This is a genomic window from Nonomuraea helvata, assembly GCF_039535785.1.
In the GTDB taxonomy this organism is placed as follows: Bacteria; Actinomycetota; Actinomycetes; order Streptosporangiales; family Streptosporangiaceae; genus Nonomuraea; species Nonomuraea helvata.
This window is the reverse complement of record NZ_BAAAXV010000009.1, coordinates 2,680,571-2,701,431: the sequence shown is the minus strand read 5'-3', so window position 1 is coordinate 2,701,431 and position 20,861 is coordinate 2,680,571. Positions and strand designations below refer to the sequence as shown.

Annotated in this window: 20 protein-coding genes; 8 read left to right on the top strand and 12 right to left on the bottom strand. The window is 70.9% G+C overall.

Translation table 11 applies throughout. The annotated features are described in order from the left end of the window. Window positions 1–20 precede the first annotated feature (20 nt). Window positions 21–182: a hypothetical protein gene (locus tag ABD830_RS45930; RefSeq protein ID WP_345001489.1), complete on the bottom strand. Its 162-nt coding sequence runs from the start codon at window positions 180–182 to the stop codon at window positions 21–23. 79 nt (window positions 183–261) lie between these two features. Between ABD830_RS45930 and ABD830_RS45925 the strand changes: the two genes are divergently transcribed. Together ABD830_RS45925 and ABD830_RS45920 are read left to right on the top strand one after the other, a co-directional pair. Further along, window positions 262–1,140: an alpha/beta fold hydrolase gene (locus tag ABD830_RS45925; protein ID WP_345001486.1), complete on the top strand. Its 879-nt coding sequence runs from the start codon at window positions 262–264 to the stop codon at window positions 1,138–1,140. 161 nt (window positions 1,141–1,301) lie between these two features. Further along, window positions 1,302–2,234 carry a GNAT family N-acetyltransferase gene (locus tag ABD830_RS45920; RefSeq protein WP_345001484.1) on the top strand — a complete coding sequence of 311 codons (933 nt, stop codon included), beginning with the start codon at window positions 1,302–1,304 and terminating at the stop codon, window positions 2,232–2,234. A gap of 45 nt (window positions 2,235–2,279) precedes the next feature. Here the strand turns inward: ABD830_RS45920 and ABD830_RS45915 are convergent, their stop codons facing one another. After that, window positions 2,280–2,936, bottom strand: a complete 657-nt coding sequence (locus ABD830_RS45915; protein WP_345001482.1) for a response regulator — start codon at window positions 2,934–2,936, stop codon at window positions 2,280–2,282. Continuing rightward, complete coding sequence (locus ABD830_RS45910) at window positions 2,933–4,036, bottom strand: sensor histidine kinase (protein ID WP_345001480.1); 1,104 nt, start codon at window positions 4,034–4,036, stop codon at window positions 2,933–2,935. The genes ABD830_RS45915 and ABD830_RS45910 overlap by 4 nt, the downstream gene beginning before the upstream one ends. A 131-nt stretch (window positions 4,037–4,167) precedes the next feature. Between ABD830_RS45910 and ABD830_RS45905 the strand changes: the two genes are divergently transcribed. Then, on the top strand, window positions 4,168–5,466 hold the full coding sequence (locus ABD830_RS45905; RefSeq protein ID WP_345001478.1) for an alpha/beta hydrolase family protein: 1,299 nt from the start codon (window positions 4,168–4,170) through the stop codon (window positions 5,464–5,466). Between the two features lie 3 nt (window positions 5,467–5,469). Here ABD830_RS45905 and ABD830_RS45900 read toward each other — a convergent pair whose 3' ends face one another. After that, complete coding sequence (locus tag ABD830_RS45900; RefSeq protein WP_345001475.1) at window positions 5,470–6,492, bottom strand: hypothetical protein; 1,023 nt, start codon at window positions 6,490–6,492, stop codon at window positions 5,470–5,472. A 75-nt stretch (window positions 6,493–6,567) separates the two neighbouring features. Between ABD830_RS45900 and ABD830_RS45895 the strand changes: the two genes are divergently transcribed. Together ABD830_RS45895 and ABD830_RS45890 are read left to right on the top strand one after the other, a co-directional pair. Next, window positions 6,568–7,095, top strand: coding sequence for a SigE family RNA polymerase sigma factor (locus ABD830_RS45895; RefSeq protein WP_345001472.1), 528 nt, complete (start codon window positions 6,568–6,570; stop codon window positions 7,093–7,095). Beyond that, window positions 7,092–8,240, top strand: a complete 1,149-nt coding sequence (locus ABD830_RS45890) for a hypothetical protein (protein ID WP_345001470.1) — start codon at window positions 7,092–7,094, stop codon at window positions 8,238–8,240. The genes ABD830_RS45895 and ABD830_RS45890 overlap by 4 nt, the downstream gene beginning before the upstream one ends. Here ABD830_RS45890 and ABD830_RS45885 read toward each other — a convergent pair. Beyond that, window positions 8,237–9,505 (bottom strand): MATE family efflux transporter, encoded by a 1,269-nt coding sequence (locus tag ABD830_RS45885; protein ID WP_345001468.1) that lies wholly within the window; start codon window positions 9,503–9,505, stop codon window positions 8,237–8,239. The two genes, ABD830_RS45890 and ABD830_RS45885, sit on opposite strands and share 4 nt — an antisense overlap. An 87-nt stretch (window positions 9,506–9,592) precedes the next feature. Here ABD830_RS45885 and ABD830_RS45880 point away from each other — a divergent pair, with 87 nt between their 5' ends. Beyond that, window positions 9,593–10,561 carry an aldo/keto reductase gene (locus ABD830_RS45880; RefSeq protein WP_345001466.1) on the top strand — a complete coding sequence of 323 codons (969 nt, stop codon included), beginning with the start codon at window positions 9,593–9,595 and terminating at the stop codon, window positions 10,559–10,561. 109 nt (window positions 10,562–10,670) lie between these two features. On the opposite strand, the gene thpR is transcribed toward ABD830_RS45880, so the two are convergent. The 4 genes from thpR to ABD830_RS45860 form a co-directional block, all read right to left on the bottom strand. After that, window positions 10,671–11,228, bottom strand: a complete 558-nt coding sequence (gene thpR / locus ABD830_RS45875; RefSeq protein ID WP_345001464.1) for an RNA 2',3'-cyclic phosphodiesterase — start codon at window positions 11,226–11,228, stop codon at window positions 10,671–10,673. A 66-nt stretch (window positions 11,229–11,294) separates the two neighbouring features. Beyond that, a complete protein-coding gene (locus ABD830_RS45870; protein ID WP_345001462.1) occupies window positions 11,295–12,524 on the bottom strand; it encodes an MFS transporter in 1,230 nt (409 codons plus the stop codon). Window positions 12,525–12,547: 23 nt separating this feature from the next. Further along, on the bottom strand, window positions 12,548–13,000 hold the full coding sequence (locus tag ABD830_RS45865; protein WP_345001460.1) for a MarR family winged helix-turn-helix transcriptional regulator: 453 nt from the start codon (window positions 12,998–13,000) through the stop codon (window positions 12,548–12,550). A gap of 123 nt (window positions 13,001–13,123) precedes the next feature. Continuing rightward, window positions 13,124–14,566, bottom strand: a complete 1,443-nt coding sequence (locus ABD830_RS45860) for an NCS2 family permease (RefSeq protein ID WP_345001457.1) — start codon at window positions 14,564–14,566, stop codon at window positions 13,124–13,126. Between the two features lie 83 nt (window positions 14,567–14,649). On the opposite strand from ABD830_RS45860, the gene ABD830_RS45855 reads away from it, so the two are divergent. Further along, entirely contained in the window at window positions 14,650–14,862 is a 213-nt protein-coding gene (locus tag ABD830_RS45855) for a DUF2530 domain-containing protein (RefSeq protein WP_345001455.1), read from the top strand. A 23-nt stretch (window positions 14,863–14,885) separates the two neighbouring features. On the opposite strand, the gene ABD830_RS45850 is transcribed toward ABD830_RS45855, so the two are convergent. Together ABD830_RS45850 and ABD830_RS45845 are read right to left on the bottom strand one after the other, a co-directional pair. Beyond that, window positions 14,886–17,930 (bottom strand): sacsin N-terminal ATP-binding-like domain-containing protein, encoded by a 3,045-nt coding sequence (locus ABD830_RS45850; RefSeq protein ID WP_345001453.1) that lies wholly within the window; start codon window positions 17,928–17,930, stop codon window positions 14,886–14,888. Between the two features lie 57 nt (window positions 17,931–17,987). After that, complete coding sequence (locus tag ABD830_RS45845; protein ID WP_345001451.1) at window positions 17,988–18,791, bottom strand: DUF3027 domain-containing protein; 804 nt, start codon at window positions 18,789–18,791, stop codon at window positions 17,988–17,990. 125 nt (window positions 18,792–18,916) lie between these two features. On the opposite strand from ABD830_RS45845, the gene ABD830_RS45840 reads away from it, so the two are divergent. After that, entirely contained in the window at window positions 18,917–20,428 is a 1,512-nt protein-coding gene (locus ABD830_RS45840; protein ID WP_345001449.1) for an MFS transporter, read from the top strand. A 23-nt stretch (window positions 20,429–20,451) separates the two neighbouring features. On the opposite strand, the gene ABD830_RS45835 is transcribed toward ABD830_RS45840, so the two are convergent. Continuing rightward, window positions 20,452–20,847 (bottom strand): cold-shock protein, encoded by a 396-nt coding sequence (locus tag ABD830_RS45835; RefSeq protein WP_345001447.1) that lies wholly within the window; start codon window positions 20,845–20,847, stop codon window positions 20,452–20,454. Between the last annotated feature and the right edge of the window lie 14 nt (window positions 20,848–20,861).

Below are 20,861 nucleotides of genomic sequence, written 5' to 3'. Positions count from 1 at the left end.
GCGCCGCCGCCTGACACGTGCTACGGCAGGGTCGGCACGGCTGGCGCGGCATCGGTCCAGCCGGCCTGGAGCACGGTCTGGGACTTCTTCCGGTTCGCCGCCACCACCTCGAAGATCGCCGTCCTGGCCAGGGCGAGCGGATAACGCTTGAGGACCTCGTACGCGCGGTAGTCCGGCGGCACGGCATCCCCTCGTACGGATCTGGCGCGACCAGTAGTTCTACAGAAGGCACCGGTAGCCGGCGACGGCATGCTTTGAGGCATGCAAAACGTGAACATCTGGAGCGAAGAGTTCGGCGCCGAGACGGATGCGCCGATCCTGTTGATCATGGGTTCGATGTCGCAGGGCATCCTGTGGCCGGACGAGTTCGTCGGCCGACTGACCGCCGGAGACCGCCGGGTGATCCGGTACGACCACCGTGACACCGGCATGTCGGGCACCGTCGACTTCGAGGCGGAGCCGTACACATGGGACGACATCAAGAACGACGTCTACCGTGTGATGGATGACCACGGCCTGGAGAGCGCGCACCTGGTCTGCCACTCGGCGGGCGGCCTGCTCGGCCAGTTCGTCGCCGTGGAGCGGCCGGAGCGGGTGCGCTCGCTGACCGTCATCGGCTCCTCCCCGCTCGGCGGCGGCGAGGGTCAGGTGATCATGCGGGCCCTGATGGGACAGCCGCAGCCCGAGGGGAGCCTGCCGGAGCCGGCACCGGAGTTCGTGGCCTTCTACCGTACGCTGATGGCCGCCCCGCCACCGGCGGACCGGCGCGCGCGGATCGACGGCATGATCGCCGAGCAGCGCCTGCTGCACGGCACCGGGTTGCCGTTCGACGAGGACGCGGCGCGGCGCCTGCAGGAACGGATCTACGACCGGGCCCGCGACCTGTCGGCGGTGGTCAACCACCGGCTGGCAGCCATGGCCAAGCCCGACTTCGAGCCGGTGGGCGTGCTCCATCAGGTGAAGGCGCCCACACTGGTCATCGAGGGCAGCCATGAGCCGGCCAAGCCGGGCCACAGCGCGATCATCGCCGAGCAGATCCCCGGGGCGCGGCTGAGGATCGTGGCGGGCATGGGGCACACACTGCCGCCGGAGGTACACGAGGAACTGGCCGCCGCCATCCTCGGGCACACGGCCGAGTGACGCGCGTTCAGCCCCGGGTAGCCTGCGTCCGCCATCGCGCCGACGCGATTTCACCCCTCATGAAGGTGTGCGCCGCCGCCTTCGGGCCGCACAAAGGTGGGCTTCAACACGTGAGCGGATATTTTGCTCAGATGATGACAAAGGTTAGGTATTTTACCCAGATGATCTCCTACCGCCCTACCGTCGCCGCCGACCTCGACCGCGTGACCGCGTGGAGCGTGACCGAGCCCGTCGGCTGGATCTCCGCCGACCGTTATCTCGCAGATCTGGCCGAGAACATGTACCGGCCGGAATGGACGTGGATCGCCGAGGTTGACGACCAGGTCGTGGGACGGGCGCTGTGGTGGGGGCCGAGGGACAGCGCGTACCCGGTCGCGCTCGACTGCCTCGACGTGGACCCCGCGGTGGGTGAGCGCACGGCCATCGCCGCCGAGCTGATCAGGGCCGCGCTGCCCGGATTCCCGCAGCCGGTGCAGTACGCGATCAAGGCAGCCGGCGGCTGGCGCGACGATCCGCCCACCTCGGCGGCCGTGGAATGGCGGCGGGCGGCAGCACACGCGGCCGGCCTCACCCGGGAAGTGGAGCGGCTGCAGTTCGAGTGGACACCCGCCGACGGGGTGCCTCCGGCGACCGGCGTGCTGCGGTTCGCCGAGGCGTCCGACGAGGAGTTCCTGACGGTGTTCACGAGAATCGCCGAGGGCAGCCTGGACGCACAGACCCGTGCGAACCTGACGGCCAAGGGCGTGGACGCGACCGCGCGCGAAGAGATGGACTTCTATCTCAGGGCGCCGGGCAAGCGGGAGTGGTGGCGGATCGGCTATACGCACGAGGGCGAGGTGGCGGGAATGGCGATCCCCTCCGCGACGCCGTACAGCGTGAACGTGGGGTACCTCGGGGTGGTCCCGGAGTTCCGGGGGCGCGGCTACGTGGACGAGATACTCGGCGAGATCACCCGCATGCACGCGGCCAACGGAGAGCTACGCATCACCGCCACCACCGACGCGGGCAACGCGCCGATGGCGGCCGCGTTCGGGCGCGCCGGATACCGCAACACGGAGATCCGGATCAACCTCTCCAACGACCTCCGGCCCTAGCCCGTCCGCTGCCGGGAGCGCAACATCGCCGCCTTCACATATCGCTCACCCGCCGGGCTGGATGAGGCCCGTCTCATAGGCGGCGATGACGGCCTGGATCCGGTCGCGGAGGCCGAGCTTGGTCAGCACGTTGCTGACGTGCGTCTTCACCGTGTGCTCGCTGACCACCAGCTCCGCCGCGATCTCAGGGTTCGACAGGCCGCGGCCGAGCAGGGTGAGGGTCTCGCGCTCACGCCCGGTCAGCCTGCTCAGGTCCGCGGGGGGCGGCCCGGGGCGGGCCCGCTTGCGGACGATGTCGTCGATCAGCCGACGCGCGACCGCGGGCGCGAGCAGGGCCTCGCCGCCGACGGCGACCCGTATCGCGTGAACGAGGTCGTCGGCGCGCACGTCCTTGAGGAGGAAGCCGCTCGCCCCGGCCTGGAGCGCGTCGTAGACATAGTCGTCCTGGTCGAACGTGGTCAGCATGATGACCTTCGTGGTCGTCTCCGCGCACACGACCCTGGCGGCCTCGATGCCGTCCATGCCGGGCATGCGGATGTCCAGCAGGGCCACGTCGGGAGCGTGGCGGCGGACCGCTTCGACCGCCTCCCGCCCGTCGCCGGCCTCGGCGACGACCCGCATGTCCGGCTGGGAGTCCACGATCAGCGCGAACCCGCTCCTGACCAGCTCCTGGTCGTCCGCCACCACCACGCTGACGGTCACGCCGGCTCCCCGACGGGCAGCCTGACGACGACCTCGAACCCCGTGGGGCCCGCGCCGTACGTGACGGCGCCGCCGCAGGCCGCCGCCCGCTCGCGCATGCCCACCAGGCCGTGGCCGCCGCCCCCGGGTGCCGGCCCGCGGCCGTCGTCGGAGATCGTGATCATCAGTTCGTCGTCCTTCCAGTCGAGCCTGACCTCGCCGGTCGCGGCCTGGGCGTGCTTGACCATGTTCGTGAGCGCTTCCTGGACGATGCGGTACGCCGCCACCTCGGCATCCGCGGGCAGGGCGGCCGGGGTGCCCGCGACGGCCAGCCGTACGGCGGGGCCCGTCTCGGAGACCCGGGCGACCAGGTCCGGGAGACCGCCCAGGGTGGGCTGCGGGGCACGCGCGGAGTCGGCGCCCCTGAGCAGGTTGAGCATGCGGCGGAGCTGGCCCTGCGCCTCCCGGCCCGTGTCGGCTATCGCCCGGAACGCCCGCTCCGCCCGCTCCGGCGCGTTGCGCACGGCGTACGGCCCGGCCTCAGCCTGGACGATCATGACGCTGATGCCGTGGGCCAGGATGTCGTGCATGTCGCGGGCGATCCTGGCCCGCTCCCGCTCGGCGGCCCGCTCCTCCACCAGAGCCGCGTACTCCCTGTGCTGCACCACGGCACGGCCCATGACGTAAGCGGCCCCGGCGGTCAGCGCGCTGCGTACGAAGGTCGCGGGTGAGACCGTGAACCCGGGGGCCAGGCTGAGCAGGATCGCCAGCGCCCGCTGCCAGCCGGGACAGAGCTCGGCGACCGTGTAGAGGCCGGCCAGCCAGCCGTACGGAACGGGCTGGGGCGGGATGTCGGGATCCTTGAGCGAGTACACCGCCGAGGCGGCCGCCACCACGACGAACACCGTCATCGGGAAGCGGCGGCGCACCAGCAGCGGCAGCGAGCTGAGGAGCACCGGCCAGTATTCGGCCAGGGTCCACGGTTCGGGGCCGGACATCCTCCGCGTGAACAGGAACGGGACGGTCTGGCCGATCAGCACGGCCAGCGTGATGGCGAAGTCGACGCCGGCCGGTGGGATCGCGCGCAGGCGTTCCCCGAGTCTCTTCAGCAGATCGGGCACAAAGGCCAAGTATCCCCCGCATCTCCCCCACGTGAGGGAGGCGCCAGATCGCCTGCGTCGGCGATGCCCTCAAAGGCCTATTTTTCGAGACTTGTCGGTGTTCGCAGCACCTCGTAGACGGAGAAACACCGATGAAGCTCGTGGCCGCCGCTCTCCTGGCAGCATCCCTGCACACCCCAGCCGGCCAGGACGTGTCGCTGAAGACCACCGACGTCACCTTCACGACCACGGACGGACAGCGGCTGGGCGGCGAGATCTTCCGGCCCGCGCACGCGACCGGCAAGCTGCCGGGTCTCCTCCTCGTGCACGGCTCGGGCGCCGGCAACAGCTGGCGGGAGCTGCGGGCCGAGGCGGAGGCCTTCGCCAAGCAGGGCATGGTGGTGCTGGCCCCAGACAAGCGGGCCACCGGCTACTCCAAGACGCACCGCGACTACTCTCAACTGGCCGATGACGCGCTGGCGGCGCTGACCGTGCTCAAGCGGCAGCCCGGCGTGGGACCCACGGGGATGTGGGGACTCAGCGAGGGCGGCTGGGTGGCACCGATCGCGGCCGTCCGATCGAAGGACGTGAAGTTCCTGGTCACCGTGGGCGGCCCCGGTCTCGCTCCGCTGCGCACCCAGTCCTGGAACGCGATGAACAAGCTCGACCGCGCCGGCGTGCGCGGATCGCTGCGCAGGGCGTACGCCGGCTCCCTGCACCGGCTCGCGGCCGACGCCGGGCTCTTCCCCGAGGCGTACTACGACCCGGCGGTCACGCTCGGCAGGCTCACCCAGCCGGTGCTCGCCATGTGGGGCGCAGCCGACAACCAGGTGATGCCGGCCGAGAGCGCCCAGCGGTTCCGCGCGAACGTGCACAGCAGCCTGACCGTGAAGTTCTTCCCTGGCGCTCCCCACGCGCTGCACGTGAACGAGAGCACCCTCACCCCCGGGTACGCCGAGGCGGTGGGGTCGTGGGTGAGGGGCGTGGCCGCGGGAGACGTCCCGTCCTCCAGCGCGGAGCCGTACCCCGCGCAGGAGCCGCACAGCATCGACACCCCGCCGTCGGCCTGGTGGGAGTCGTGGCAGCTGATGTTCGGCGCCATGGCGCTGATGCTGCTGACCTTCCTGGCCTACGCCGTGCGCCGCCTGGGCGCCGGCTCCTGGGCCGCCCGCGTCCTGGCCGTCTCGGGCGCCCTGTCCATCGTCGTCATGGCGTGCACGCTGACGAGCCTGCTCATGACGTCCAACGGCCACGGCGTCACGACGGGCCCGATGCTGCTCGGCCGTCCCGTCGCCTGGCTGGCCGCCCAGCTCCTCGCCGCCGTTGCCGCTGTCGCCGCGATCACCTGTCTCACCCGGTGGCGTACGGCCTCGCTCAGGGTGCGCATGGTCGCGGTCGCGGGCACCCTGTTCATCCCCTGGGCCCTGTACTGGGGGCTGCTCATCCCGTGACCGTCACCGGGTGCGGCGGGCGATGAAGGTGATGGTGCCCAGGGCGGCCACGGCGGCGGCGAGCCAGATCAGGATGTTCTTGGCCGTTAAGCCGGTCCCTGCCGCCCGCGCCTGCCCCTTGTCGGCGACCGGATGCGTGGCGGGGCTGGGGCTCTTCGCGGTAGCGGACGGGGTGGGGGTGCTGCCGGCGGCGCCGGCCGGGAGGGGGACGCGGTAGACCGGGCTGCGGGGACCCTCCGTGCCCGTGAGGAGGGCCTTGCCGTCGGCCGTGTACGCGATCGACTCCGCCTGCTTCAGCTCCGGCATCGACACCCTGGTGATCATCTTCCCCGAGGGCTCGTAGAGGGTGGCGGAGAAGTACGTCCGGATGACGTACGAGGAGCCGTCGGGAGCGTAGGCGGCGTCCGTGGCCATGAGGGGCGCGGAGGCCACCTTGCGCAGGACGTTCGTCCTGTCGGTACGGAGCTTCTTCGGCGCGGCGTAGACCGACCCCGCGAACTCCTTGGACACCACGTAGAGGCGGCCCGTCCGAGGGTTGATCATGATGCCCTCGGCGTTGCGGCCGCCGTCGGCGTAGCGGAAGCGGTAGCGGGTGGCGGGCAGCGTGGCGTCCTGGAGGGTCTGCGGCTCCATCACCCGGTAGATGGAGACGTCCGGCCACGCCCCGTCGAGGTTGTCGCCGATGTCGGCGAACCAGAGCACGCCCCGCCCCGTCGCCGGGTCCTTTGTCGCGGCCATGGCCTCCCAGTCCCTGGCCTGGGCGCCCTGTACCTGGAAGGTGGCCTTCGTCCGGCCCTTGCCGTCGACGGCGTAGAAGGTGGGGGCGGCGGAGCTGTCGTTGTGCGTGTAGTAGACGCCCTCGTGGGTCGGCGAGACGGCCAGGCCGCTCGACTCCGTGATCCGGCGGTCCTTGAAGGTGAACAGCTGCTCGCCCCCGTCGTCCGCCGCCGCCTGGGCGGGAACGGCCAGCAGCACGCAGCCCGCCGCCGCAACAGCCCCCAGCGCCCGATAAACGACATCCCCCACGCGGACATCATGCCCCACGTGCCGGCTTCCAACGCCGCCGCTCCTGTGCGCGTTGATAGGGGTGGAAGGAGACGCATGGACCCATATGAGGGCTTCAGGGAGTTCGTCCGCGGGCGCCAGCACGCGCTGATGCGTACCGCGTACCTGCTCACCGGCGACGGCCCGCAGGCCGAGGACCTGCTGCAGACCGTCCTGATGCGTACGGCCAGGCACTGGCGGAAGCTGATTAAGGACGGCAATCCGGAGGCGTACGTACGCAGGGCGCTCGTCAACGAGCACATCTCCTGGCGGCGGCGCAGGCGCGCCAAGGAGACACTCACGGCGTACCCGCCGGAGATCGAGCGCGGGGGCGGCCCCGAGGACGAGAGCCTGCACCGCATGGCGCTGCAGCGGGCCCTCCTGCGCCTGACGCCACGGCAGCGGGCCGTGCTGGTGCTGCGGTACTACGAGGACCGCAGCATCGACGAGACCGCCGACCTGCTCGGCTGCTCGCCGGGCACGGTCAAGAGCCAGACCAACCACGCGCTCGGCCGCTTACGCACGCTCGCCCCCGAGCTGGCCGATCTGCTCCACGACGTCGATCCCGAGGAGGCCTACCGATGACCCGGTTTCGTGACGAGCTCCACCTGATCGCCGCCCAGGCACCCGAGGTCGACCTGGCCGAGCGGGCGGTGCGGGGGGCGCGCAGGCGGAAGGCGGCGACGTTCGGCTCGGCGGTGGCATCGCTGGTCGCGACGGCGCTCACGGCCACCGTCCTGATCACCGCTCCGGGCGGCGCCACGATGACCAGCCAAATCGCGGACGTGCTGCCCGCCTCCGGCGTGGACCCGGCCGCGTACGCGTACTACGACTTCTGCGGCCGGCGGTGGGACCCACAGAAGAACACCCGGACCTTCGGCCAGGAATGCGCCCAGTGGCGGCTGGTGACCATCACCGGCGAGAGCTTCCGGATGCCCGAGGCAGTCAGCGTGTACACCGAGCAGAGCCCCGACAACTACATGAACACCGGCGGACCCGTAAAGATCTCCTCGGACGGGAAGCGGGTGGCGTACTACAGCGAGAAGGACCAGAGGTTCGCGGTCCGGGACCTGGCCGACGGCCGGATCTGGCTCACCCCGCAGACCGTCACGCGGCAGACGATGGTGAAGGGCGGGATGAGGATGGTGCTCTCCCCCGACGGGCGCTTCCTCGGCCAGCAGAGCTGGACGAGCACCGTGACGGACATGGAGACGGGCCGGCTGACCGAGATCCCCGAAGGCTGGCACGTCCAGCGGATCGGCAACGGCGGGAGCCCGGTCGTGGTCAGTGATGATCATGACCGGCTGGGGCTGTTCGACGGCGGGAAGGTGACGCCGTTGAACACGTCCGAGGCGGAGATCAGCGAGCTGTCCGCGGACGGGCGCACGCTGGCCTATCTCGACGGTGAGGAGATCAAGGACAACGTCGTGACCCGCGGCGTCGACGAGATCGTCACGGTCGATGTCACCACCGGCAAGGTCCTGTCCAAGGCCAAGTTCACCGATGTCCCCAAGGACCTCCGTTTCCCGCGGATCGGCGGCTGGCACAGCCCCACGGAAGTGGTGATCAGCGACGTGCGGAAAGACACCTCCTGGCGGGACGGCAAGGACGGCGTGCCCACGCAGGGCGAGGTCACGTACGCGATCGACGTGAACACCGGCCGGGTCCGCAAGCTCGCCGAGTACACGTACAAGGCATGGGCGGGCAACCTCTCCCTCCCGGGGTTCTAGCCGACGAGGACCCGCCCCACCTTGGCGCTGTGGCGGTGGAAGCCGGTGCCCTGGAGCACCACCAGGAGCCCGTTGGCCACCGCCATGGCCGCCCACAGGCCGGTGATCCCCCAGGTCCTGGCCACGGGTACGGCGGCCACGACCAGCAGGCCGTACCCGACGGCGAAATAGCCCAGGCTCGAGGAGGATTGCTTGAGCGCGGTGAGTCCGAAGCCCTGCACGGCCTGGGCCCCGTCGAGCATCGACGACAGCAGCATCAGCGGCAGCAGCGACAGCACGCGCTCGCGCACGGCGGCGTCGTCGCTGAACAGCACCAGCAGCCGATCCCCGAACCCGAGCAGCAGCCCGGCTCCGACCAGCGTCCCGGTCACGGCGAGCAGGGCCGCGGTCCGGCCCACCCGCCGCACCTGGGCGGTGTCGGAGGCGCGGGCCATGTCCGGCACGGCCGCCTGAGCGATGGAGAGCGAGGCCAGCATGATGAAGCCGGTGAGCGTGGTCAGCACCGCGTGGGCGGCGGTGTCGCGCGTGCTCGTGGTGCTCGCGGCGAAGGTGACGACCCCGAGCACGCCGAACTTGGTCAGCACGGTCCCGGCCAGCGGGATGCTGACCTTCGCCAGCCGGACGATCTCGCCGACCCTGGGCCTGGCCTGCCCGACGGGCCGCCCGAGCGCGCGCCGCACGTTGTAGGTGGCCGTGGCGGCCGCCGCCGCACCGGAGATGACCCAGGCCAGGCCCACCCCGGTCAGCCCCAGCGACGGCACCAGCGCGGCGGTGAGCACGCTGAGCACCCCGCCGTAGACCAGGGTCGGCCAGAGCACGCTACGGCTCCGCCCGAGGGCGACCAGGATGGTGCTCGCTCCGCCGGTGGAGGCGAAGACGAGGAGATACACCGCCAGGAAGTACGGCAGCAGGCCCATCTCGGCCACCACCTCACCGGGCACCCCCGTGGACCTGGCGAGCAGCGGCACGCAGATCACCGCGAGAGCCCCGAGCAGGCCGGTGGCCAGACTGAGCCAGCGCGCGTCCCGCACGATCGGCACGGCCGCCGCCGGGTCTTCCCGGTAAGGGGCGATGAACGGCCCGAGCCCGCGCAGCGCGCCCTGAACCGCGGCCGTGGCGGGATTGAGCACGGCGGTCACGACCGCGAACGCGGCGAGGGTGACGGTGTCATGCTTGCCCAGCACCGAGGTGACCACCAGCGAGCCGACCATGCCTGCGATCATCGCGAGGAAGAGCGGCACGGCGGTGCGGAGTAAAGCGATCATGAAGCGCGGGTTTTCCTCGGCGCTCCAGTCGAGATCATGGACCTAGTGTATGGCCTGGAGTGCGCTCCAGGTCCTTAGGGTTGAGTCATGGACTATGTCAATCTCGGACGCAGTGGACTCCAGGTGAGCCCGCTCTGCCTCGGCACCATGAACTTCGGCCCGCAGACCACGGAGGAGGACTCCTTCGCGATCATGGACAGGGCCCTCGATCTGGGGATCAACTTCTTCGACACGGCCAACGTCTACGGCTGGAAGCTGGGCGAGGGCATCACGGAGCAGATCATCGGCCGGTGGTTCGCGCAGGGCGGCGGGCGCCGGGAGAAGACCGTCATCGCGACCAAGCTCAACGGCAAGATGAGCGACTGGCCCAACGACCAGAAGCTCTCCGCGCTCAACATCCGCAAGGCCTGCGACGCCTCGCTCAAGCGCCTGCAGACCGACTACATCGACATCTACCAGGCGCACCACGTCGACCGGGACACCCCGTTCGACGAGTTCTGGGAGGCGATGGAGATCCTGCGCCAGCAGGGCAAGATCATCTACGTCGGCTCGTCGAACTTCGCCGGCTGGCACATCGCCAAGGCCCAGGAGACGGCCGCCAGGCGCAACTTCAACGGCCTCATCAGCGAGCAGTCCCACTACAACCTGCTCACCCGCACGGTCGAGCTGGAGGTGCTGCCCGCCTGCGAGGACTACGGCCTCGGCGTGATCCCGTGGAGCCCGCTGGCCGGCGGCCTGCTCGGCGGCGTGCTCCGCAAGATGGACAAGGGCCGCTCGGCCGCCGACCACATGGTCAAGCAGCTCGAGAAGCACCGCGACAAGATCGAGCAGTACGAGAAGCTCTGCGACGAGCTGGGCGAGGAGCCGGCGTACGTGGCCCTGGCCTGGCTGCTCAAGCAGCGGGCGGTCACCGCGCCGATCATCGGCCCGCGCACCCTGGAGCAGCTCGAGGGCAGCCTGCGCACTCTGGAGATCGACCTCGACGAGGCCACCCTGGCCCGTATCGACGAGATCTTCCCCGGCCACAGGACGGCCCCTGAGGACTACGCCTGGTAAATCAAGCCTGGTAAATCACGTGAGCAGCGCGCCGAGCACGACGATGAGCAGCAGCAGGCCGAGCACGACGGGCAGCAGCCACGGGCGAGGACGATCCACGTCCTGGAGCCTAGCTCCGCTCGACGGGTGCCAGCGCCCATTCGGCGAGTGACTCGTACCTCACCTGGGGCCCGGTGTGACTGCGGACGAGACGGACATGCTCCGCCCGCCACGGCGAGCCGCTGAACCCGGAGAGCGACTCCACCAGCGGGCGGAGGTCCGTCTCCGTCTTGGCTCGGGCGAGCGTGAGGTGCGGGTGAAACCGCTTCTCATCGGTCTGTACGGCTCCCGCCCGCCGCGCACCCGCCTTGACCGAGTCGGCCAGCCTGGTCATGGAGTCACCGGTGAGGCCGACCCAGAAGACCCTGGCCCGGCGTACGGACGAGAAGGCCCCGAAGCCCTCGAAGGCCAGGTCGAGCGCGCTGTAGCGGCGCACGGCGCGGGCCAGGCGCACCTCCAGCTCGGGCAGGACGTGCTCGGGCACCTCGCCGAAGAAGCCCAGCGTGATGTGCCAGGTGGCCCGGTCGGGCCAGCGCAGGCCCGGCACCTGCCCGACGTGCGGGGCGATGGCCTGCGAGATCTCGTCCAGCACCTTGTCGGGTGGCACCAGCGCGGCGAAGAGCCTCATACCACCCGATTGTCCCACCTCCAGCACGGGCAGCTCAGGACTCGGGCGGCTCAGGGCTCGGGCGGCTCAGGCGACGGCGAGTGCCGTCGCCGGCTTGGCGACCCGGGCGCTGATCAGTCGCGTCATCAGCACCGCGAGCCCGGTGCCGACCAGGACCAGCACGCCGGACAGGATCACGCCCGTCCGCGGACCGCCCAGCTCGGACAGCCACCCGATCAGCGGCGCGCCCAGAGGAGCCCCGCCGGTGAACACGAGCATGTAGATCCCCATGACGCGCCCCCGCATGTCCGGCGACGTGGCGATCTGGACGCTGGCGTTCGCGGCCGTGTTGATGGTGATCAGCGCGATCCCGGTCGGGATCAGCAGCAGCAGATAGACGGGGTAGAACGGGGCCAGCCCGGTGGCGATCTGGAAGAGCCCGAACCCGAGCGCCCCCGCCATCAGCACCTTCCGCGACAGCCGCGCCCGCCGCGCCGCGAGCAGCGCGCCGCCGAGCGCACCCACCGCGAACATGCTGGAGGCCAGTCCGAACGAGGACGCCCCCGCGCCGAACTCCTGGCGGGCCATCAGCGCGATCGACATCGAGAACGACTGCGAGAACATCGACACGAACCCGATCAGCAGCACCGGCATGAGCAGCTCTTCGCGCTGGATCACATACCGGAGCCCCTCGCGGAGCTGTCCCTTGGCCCGGGGCACGGGCGCGGCGGGGTTCAGCTCGGACTTCCGCATGAAGATCAGGCTCGAGATCACCGCGCCGAACGTCAGCGCGTTGATCAGGAAGATGGGCCCGGTGCCGCCGAGCACGTAGATCAGCACACCGGCCAGCGCCGGGCCGACCACGCGGGCGAGGTTGAAGATCGAGCTGTTCAGGGCGATCGCGTTGGGCAGGTCCTGCCGGCCGACCATCTCGACCACGAACGCCTGCCGCGTCGGAACCTCGACGCAGGAGATCATGCCGAGCAGGAACGCCATCACGTACACGTGCCAGACCTGGGCGGCGCCCGTCATGGTCAGCACGCCGATGGTGAGGGCCAGCGTGGCCATCAGCGACTGGGCGGCGATGAGGATGGGCCGCTTGGTGTAGCGGTCGGCGAGCACGCCGCCGAACATCCCGAACAGCAGCATCGGCAGGAACTGCAGCGCGGTCGCCGTGCCGAGCGCCGCCGCGCTGCCATGGGTCAGGTCGAGCACCAGCCAGTCCTGGGCGGTGCGCTGCAGCCAGGTGCCGACGTTGGAGACGATGCCCCCGGCTGCGAACATGCGGTAGTTACGAACCTTGAGAGACCGGAACATCCCGGTCTTGGGTTCTTCAGGCTCTATATCCTGCTGAGCTTCTCCAGGATCGGTGCCGCCTGCCTGAGGATCGACCGCTCCTCCGGCGTGAGCTCCTTCAGTCGCTGCGTCAGCCACGCCTCCTTGCGGCGTCGCTCCTCCTTCAGCAGCTTCTGGGCGGCCTCGGTCACGCTCACGGTCACCTGTCGCCGGTCGCTCGGATGCGGGGAGCGCGACACCAGACCGCGCTCCTCGAGCGTGGCGATCACGCGGGTCATCGAGGGCGGCTGTACCTTCTCGAGCTCGGCCAATTCGCCGGGGGTTATCCCGGAATGCCGTTCCACTGCGGCGAGCGTCGCGAACTGTGTGGGAGTCAGCGAGTGGGCTGCCGCCTGTCGTCGTAGGCGCCTGGTCAGCCTTGCCAAGGAGACGCGCAGGGCTGAAGCCAGGCCTGCGTCGCTGCGCAGGTCTGTCTTGTGCGGGGTGTTGGTTAGCATGTGTCATTACCTTTGCTAACTATACGGCATCTCAAGATATTTCCCCAATCAATATCCGGGGGCCCTGCCTTCTTGGTACCTCGAAGCCGCCCCGCGCGCGCAGGGCGGCCTCTTCCCACGTACTCAGATTCCGAACAGCGCCCGGATCGGCCCGATCGCGAAGTACAGCACGAACAGCAGTGTGACCACCCACATCAGCGGGTGCACCTCGCGGGTCTTGCCCCGCACCGCCTTGATCAGCACGTAGCTGATGAAGCCGGCGCCGATGCCGTTCGAGATCGAGTAGGTGAACGGGATGACGACGATCGTGAGGAACGCCGGGATGGAGATCTCGTAGTCGTTCCAGTCGATGTCGCGGATCGCGGTCATCATCAGGAAGCCGACGACGACCAGCGCGGGCGTGGCGGCCTCGTACGGGACGACCGTGACGAGCGGCGCGAAGAAGATCGCCACGAGGAACAGCAGCCCGGTGACCACACTGGCCAGACCGGTGCGCGCGCCCTCGCCGACGCCGGCGGCCGACTCGATGTAGGTGGTGTTGGAGGAGACGGAGCCCGCGCCGCCGGCCGCCGCGCCGATCGAGTCGACGAGCAGGATCTCCCTGGTACGCGGCAGCGTCCCGTCCTCCTGCACCAGGCCCGCCTGGCGGCCGACGCCCACGATGGTGCCCATCGTGTCGAAGAAGTCCGTGATGAGCAGCGTGAAGACGAACAGCACGGCCAGCAGCACAGAAACCCGGCTGAACGCGCCGAACGGGTCGAACTCCGTGAACAGCGTGAGCGGGTTGTGGAAGCCGAAGATCTCCTTGGGGAGGGTGGGGACGTTCAGCTGCCAGCCGCCGGGGTTCTCGGGCGAGGACGCGCCGGACTTGGTGAGCTGCTCCACGATGATCGCCAGCACGGTGGTGCTGACGATGCCGATCAGGATGGCGCCCTTGACCCTACGCGCGACCAGCACCGCCGTGGCGAGCAGCCCGACCAGGAACACGAAGACCGGCCACGAGGTCAGATTGCCCCCGATGCCCATCTCCAGCGGCGGTCCGGCCGGCACCCGCCGCACGAAGCCGGCGTCCACGAAGCCGATCAGCGCGATGAACAGGCCGATGCCGACGCTGATAGCGGTCTTGAGCTGGGCCGGGATGGCGTGGAAGACCGCCGTCCTGAGCCCTGTCAGCACCAGGATGGCGATGATGACGCCTTCGAGGAAGACCAGGCCCATGGCCTCCTCCCAGGTCATCACCTTGGCGATGTTGAAGGTGACGAAGGCGTTCAGCCCCAGCCCGGCCGCCATCGCGAAGGGCACCCTGCCGACGACGCCCATGAGGATCGTCAGCACGCCCGCCACGAAGGCCGTCCCGGCGGCGACGAGGGCCACGTTGGGCGTCGTGCCGTCGCCGATGACCTGCTTCTGCACGTCCGTGCCGTTGGCAATGATGATGGGGTTCAGCACCACGATGTAGGCCATGGTGAAGAAGGTGGCCAGGCCACCTCGTACCTCACGGGAGACTGTTGACCCTCTTGCGGTGATTGCGAAGAAACGATCTATTGCGTTACGAGTGTCACTCACGACGCGAAGAGTGACAGTCGCGGTGACCTGCGAAAAGAGTCAGTAATGAGATCGAGACCCGATTGGAAGCTAGGCTGAACAACGTGAAGCAGCAGTGGCATCCCGATCCGGAGCCCATCAAGACCAACGACACCGCCGCCGTCGCCGTCGGCACCGGGATCTGGGCGGTCGCGCTGGTCGTCCTGCTGATCTTCCGCCCCGGCCCGGAGCACACGTGGTGGATCTGGACCTGCCTGACCGGGGTCGGGTTCGGGTTCTTCGGCATGTGGTTCGTACGCCGGCCGCGCCGGAGCTGACCTGCTCCTGCGCGCGGCGGCGGTCAGGACAGGTCGGACTCCGCGAGAAGCAGCGGCACCGACTCGGGATCACGCAGCAGCGCCGCCGCGGCGAGGCGGTCGTTCCACTGGCCGGTGGCCCAGGCCAGGCCGCGGGCCAGCCCGTCGAGGCCCGTGCAGTGCACCGCGCCCTCGAAGAAGCGCCACGTGCACTCCACCCCGTCCACCAGCAGCTTCTCGTGCTCCACGTACGTGGACGGCGCGGTGGGCAGCAGGGCCAGCACCTCGGAGGGAACCGGGCGCACCTGCCCCTGCGAGGTGACCTCCCCCGACGTCAGCTCCCCGGCGAGCGGTAGATCGAGCAGCTCCGACAGAGCCTCCGCCAGATCGTACGGCGCCAGCACCAGCGGCCGGTCGGCCACGAGCTGCAGCAGGTCGGGCGCCTCCACCACCACGGCGTCGTCCGCGGCGGCCACCACGATGGAGCCTCGCAGCACGGCACGCACCTGGGACGGCGGCGCCACCCGAGAGGGATCGACGGCGGCCAGCGCGATCCACAGAGCGCGCAGCTGTGCCCGGTCCACCTCGATGGAGGCGTCGGCCATCAGGTCGAGGAGCTCCTCGGGCCCGCCGTGCGACGCCAGCAGCTCGGACAGCGTCGTACGGACGCCCAGCATGGACAGGGCCGCCTCGTCGAGCCCCGCGGGCGCGTCCTCGTACAGGCCCTGGAGCAGCGGGTCGGCCCCGGGGAGCCGCAGCTCCTGCGGCTTGCGCCCGCCCAGCACCGGGTGGTTGGCCAGCCACCACGCCGTGTAGGACGGCACCTCCACCCCGGCCACCCGCACCGGGTGGAGCGCGGCACGCAGCGGCGGGCGGGCCAGCAGCTCCAGGGCGGCCGGCCAGTCGGCCACCAGCTCCAGGTCGCGCACCGCCACGAACTCCGGCACCAGCGGCGGCACGCCGAGCTCGGGCAGCAGGTCGAGCACGTGGTCGAGCCAGTCGGCCTCGCCGTCGAGGTCGTGGTCGCAGTCGTCGGGGTCGAGCAGCACGTCGGCCTCGTGGACCACCGCGAACCCGTCGAGCACGCCCGCCGCCGCCAGCACCCGCGCGCCGTACTCCTCCTCCAGCTCGGAGGCGGCCACCCCGAGATGCGTGTCGGGCTCCAGAAGCCCGGCCAGCGCCCCGCCGGCCAGCATGAGCTCCCCGGCCGGGTAGAGCTCGCCGTCGGAGCCGCGCAGCGCCAGCTCGGCCAGCCACGGCGCCTCCCCCGGCGCCAGCGCCGACGCCTCCACCAGCGACAGCACGGCCCGGGCCACCGGCTCGGGGTCGGGACTGTCGAGCGACTGCGCCACGGCGGCCCTGGTCAGCGGGTCCTCGAGGATCGTCCGCGGCGTGGCCTCGGCCGCCCCCAGCCTGAGCAGCGCGGAGTGGGCCGCCTCGGGGTGCACGATGCGCAGCCCCAGCGGCGTGAGGTCCAGCTCCGCGCCGCCGTCGGTGAGGATCAGCGTGCCGCGCGGCCCGCGCACCAGCCGGCCGTCGGTCAGCGGCACCGGCAGAGCGCCCAGCGACTCGGGGTCGTCGGCGGGCAGCACCTCGTAGAGCGAGCGCCACCACGACGGCTCACGCGCCTCGACGGCCTCGCCCGACAGCAGGTCCACCACGTCGGCCAGCTCGACCCTGCGCACGCCCAGCGCGGCCATGGCCGGGTGCCTGGCGGGCCACCCGGCCGGCAGCAGGCCGGGCACGAAGTCGGCGACCGTCGCGAGCAACTCGGCCGAGGCGGACGGCACCACGGCCGCCTCCCGGCCGGCGACCACCCAGCCGTCGCCGTCGGGCTCGCGCGCGGGGTGCTCGACCTGCCACTCGGCGTCGGGCTCGTAGACCTCGGCGTCGGCGAAGGACGGGGTCTGCACGGCGGGCGCGGGCGCGGACAGCGCGGGCAGCAGCGGCGTCGAGGGCAGCCTGGCCAGCACGGCACGGCGGATCCTGGCGTCCAGCTCGCCCTTGCCCATCAGGGACGGCACCAGGTCGAGCAGCCTGGGCGTGCGCGGCAGCTCACGCAGCAGCCGCACGTAGGCGTCGGCCACCCGCTCGACCAGGAAGTCGGCCAGCGGCCCCTTGGCGAAGTGACGCCGGTCGGTGGCCATCGGGAACGACGCGATCAGCAGCGCGGGCAGGTCGAGCGGCTCGTCGCTGGGCGTGGGCGCGTGCACCACGGGCGGCACCGCGGCGGGCAGCGGCCCGGGCTCGCCGGTGCCGGTGACGGGGACCGCCCAGCGCAGCGACCAGTAGGGGCGGGCGCGCTCCTCGGTGGGCCGGTCGGCGAAGAGCCGGCTCACCTCCTCGGGCGTGAACTCGCCCGACTCCGACACGACGTGCCAGCCGTCGGCGACCACGGTACGTACGGACCCGTCGAGGTGGATCTCGATGGCCTCCAGCGCCGGCAGGCCGAGCAGCAGCGCCGGGCTCGTCTCGTCGAGCATGCGGCGGACCGCGTCGACGGAGGCCCGGTCGCGCAGCGGCAGGCGTACGAGCGTGTCGAACCCCTCGGGCACGTCGAGCGGCGGCGCGTCGAACGGCAGCCTGAGCAGCGGAACGTGCCCCGAGCGGTCGGCCAGCTCGCCCACGAGCGCGTGGATCTCCGACACCGCCGCCGCGGTGTCGGCACGCGACCAGCGGACCGCGCCGCTCCCGCGCGAGCCGATGGACGGCTCGTCGCAGACCGACACCACCGCCGCGAACCCGACCCCGAACCGCCCCGCGGCGCCGAACTCGTCGCGCTTGCCGGAGACGCGCAGCGTCGAAAGGCCCTCCACGCCGGTGGCGTCGAGCGGGGCGCCGGTGTTGGCGGCCGTCAGCACGTCGCCGTCGAGCGTCAACCGCAACACCCCGGGCACGCCCGCGCGCAGGGCCGCGTCGGCGGCGTTCTGGGCGAGCTCGACGATCAGCCGGTCGCGGTAGCCGCCGAGCGCGAAGTCCTCTTCCGCGTTGGCGTCTTCGCGGAACCGGGCGGGCGAGGCCGTCCACGCGGAGAGGACGGCGGCTCGCATCCGGTCAGTGCCGTAGGTGCCAGAGATGTCGGACGTCATCGATCACGATCCTGATAGAGAGGTAGAGGCCAGGCGTAGGCTAGCGGCCTTTCGCGATCAGGAGTGGCCGAGTTCTTCGGCGGCGGATTCGTCGACCGAGCCCGCCGCCTCCTCCTCCATCAGGTCGTAGCCCAGGTCGTCGAGGATGGGGATGGCCTGCTCGACGGGCGGCGGCAGCACGGCGGCCTCGGAATGGGCGCCGCAGCCGTGGTCGGCCGCGACGACCTTGCCGTCGTCCGGCGCGTACTCATTGGCGCAGACCCCGAACATATGCCGCAAGCCACCCGTGAGCATCCAGTAGAAGCCGCAGGTAGAGCACTGCGCGGGAGCGGCGTGTGCGATCGGCGTGTGCGGCCCGTGCTCGCCCGAGTGCCAGCGCCTGGCTGCCCGGTCCTTGCCGATGGCCGAGAGCACACGGGCCCGGCCCAGGCCGTACTCGAAAACCGCCTGATGCTCTGCCTCGTCGTCGGTCTCGGTGAAACCCGGCGCGAGCCTGTCGTCGTCCTCGGGCGTCGGCAGCAGGTCGCCCACGCCGAGGTCGCCGGGGCGCAGCCGCTCGCTCCACGGCAGCCACTCGGGCGCGAGCAGCGCTCCGGTGCCCGGCAGCAGGACGGCCTCGCTGACCGTGACCTTCTTGGCCCGCGAGGCGCGCGTGACCGTGACGGCCCAGCGCCAGCCGCGATAGGCCTTGTCGAGACAGGCGAAGTAGTGGGTGACGATCCGGTCGCCTTCGCTCTCGAAGCCGAGGTGCTCGCCGGGCTCACCCGGACGCGCGAGCTCCTCCGCCGCGCCACGCGCCAGATCGACCGCGGCGACACACGCCTCGTCGGGAGCGGAGACGCGGGCCCTGGTGCGGCTCATCGGGCAGCCTCCGCCGAAAGGTGCTGTTCGCTCACACTTCATTCTCACCCATGGGCGGACCGGAGACGCCCACAACAGGGGATCCTGCTCCGAGATCGCGGACGAATCGGGTAAGACTGGTAGTCGTGGAGGGTGGCTGGGGCCGGGCACGGGAGATCTCGCGGCGGGTGGCGCGCGGCGTCACCGACGCGGGACGCGCGACTGCGCGCGCGAGCCGGGCCACGGCCGGCGGCACGGCCAGGGCCGGCAGGGCCACGGCAAAAGGTGCGCGAAAAGTCGGCAAAGCGACGCGGCGCCTCACGTACGCCAACGGCGCGGACCGCACCGGGCTCGGCCGCCTGATCGAGCTTTCGGCGGGCAACAGCGCGGGCGACGCGCTGGTCACGGTGGCGCTGGCGAGCACGGTCTTCTTCGGCGTGCCCGTGGGCGAGGCCCGCGGCTCGGTGGCTCTCTACCTGGTCATCACGATGCTGCCCTTCGGGCTGCTGGCGCCGTTCGTGGGGCCGATTCTCGACAGGTTCAGGTCGGGGCGGCGGTACGTGATGGCGGGCACGCTGTTCGGGCGGGGGCTGCTCTGCTTCGCGATGGCCGCCGCGGTGGGGCCGGGCGACCTGCCGACGCTGTTCATCGGGGCGCTGGGCGTGCTGGTGCTGTCGAAGGCGTACAACGTGTCGCGGGCGGCGATCATGCCGAGCGTGCTGCCCGCCGACATCACGCTGGTGTCGGCGAACGCGCGGGTGGCGCTGTTCACGTTGGTCTCCGCGGGCGTCGCGGTGCCGATCGGCGCGGGGCTGACCGCGTGGCTGGGCAGCGCGATGGTGCTGCGCGTCGCGATGGTGGCCTTCCTGCTGCTGGGAGTCGCCGCCGTACGTCTGCCGCGCCACATCGACTCGCCCGACCTGGAGGAAGAGGGCGCGGCGCCCCGGTGGCGCACCCTGCTCAAGGTGGGCCCCGCGGTCGCCGAGGCCGTCTGGGCGAACGTGGCGCTCCGGGTCTTCTCCGGGTTCCTGCTGTTCTTCCTGCTCTTCCTGGTGCAGGACAAGGCGGTGCCGTGGCTGGCCGCGGGGACGCAGGACCCGTTCTTCGACATCACGAAGACGATCGCGCTGCTGGCGGCCGCGGCCGGGCTGGGCGGCCTGGTCGGCGCCGCCGTGGCCAACTGGACGCGCAACCACGCGCCGCAGCTCATCGTGCTGGTCACGCTGGCCGTGACCGTCGCGACCGCCATCGGGACCGCGATCTTCTTCGGCCTGTGGACCGCGCTGGCCATCTCGCTGATCACGGCCTTCGCGCAGGAGCTGGGCAAGCTCGCGCTCGACGCGATCGTGCAGCGGGAGATCGGCGAGGAGGTGCGCTCGTCCACGTTCGGCGTGGTCGAGGCGATGCTCCAGCTCGCCTGGGTGTTCGGCGGCCTGGTCGGGCTGGTGCTGTCGCTGTCCCAGAGCAGCCTGGCCGGGCTGGTCACGCTGGCCGTCGCTCTGACGGCCGCGCTCGGCTGGCTGCTGATCGCCAGGAGGAAGCGCGTGCGCGCGACCGACGCCAAGCTCCACAGGGAACGGGCCGAGGCCGGCGAGCGCGACCCTCAGCGCTCCGACGCCCTCGACCCGACCAAACCCCTCACCAACCCCAACGGCTGAGACGACCCCTGGGGCGCGGTCGGTCAGGCGTCGAGGTCGTCGGCGACGGCCCTGAGCACCTGTGCGATCTTCTTGGCATGCGCCGCGTCCGGCTGCTTGCCGCGCTGGTAGGAGGTCGAGACGCCGTCGAGCAGCTTGATCAGGTCTTCGACGATGACGACCATCTCGTCCGGCTTCTTGCGCTTGCCCTTGGGCTTGACCTTGGCCAGGGTCGGCGGCTGCTCCAGGATCCTGACCGACAGCGCCTGCTGGCCACGACGCCCTTCGGCCACCCCGAACTCGACCTTCTGACCAGGCTTGAGCGGCCCCGCACCGGTGGGCAGCGCGGATGAATGCACGAAGACCTCACCGCCGTCGTCGCGGGTGAGGAAGCCGAATCCCTTGTCGGCGTCGTACCACTTGACCTTGCCACTCGGCACAGGAGGACCTCGTT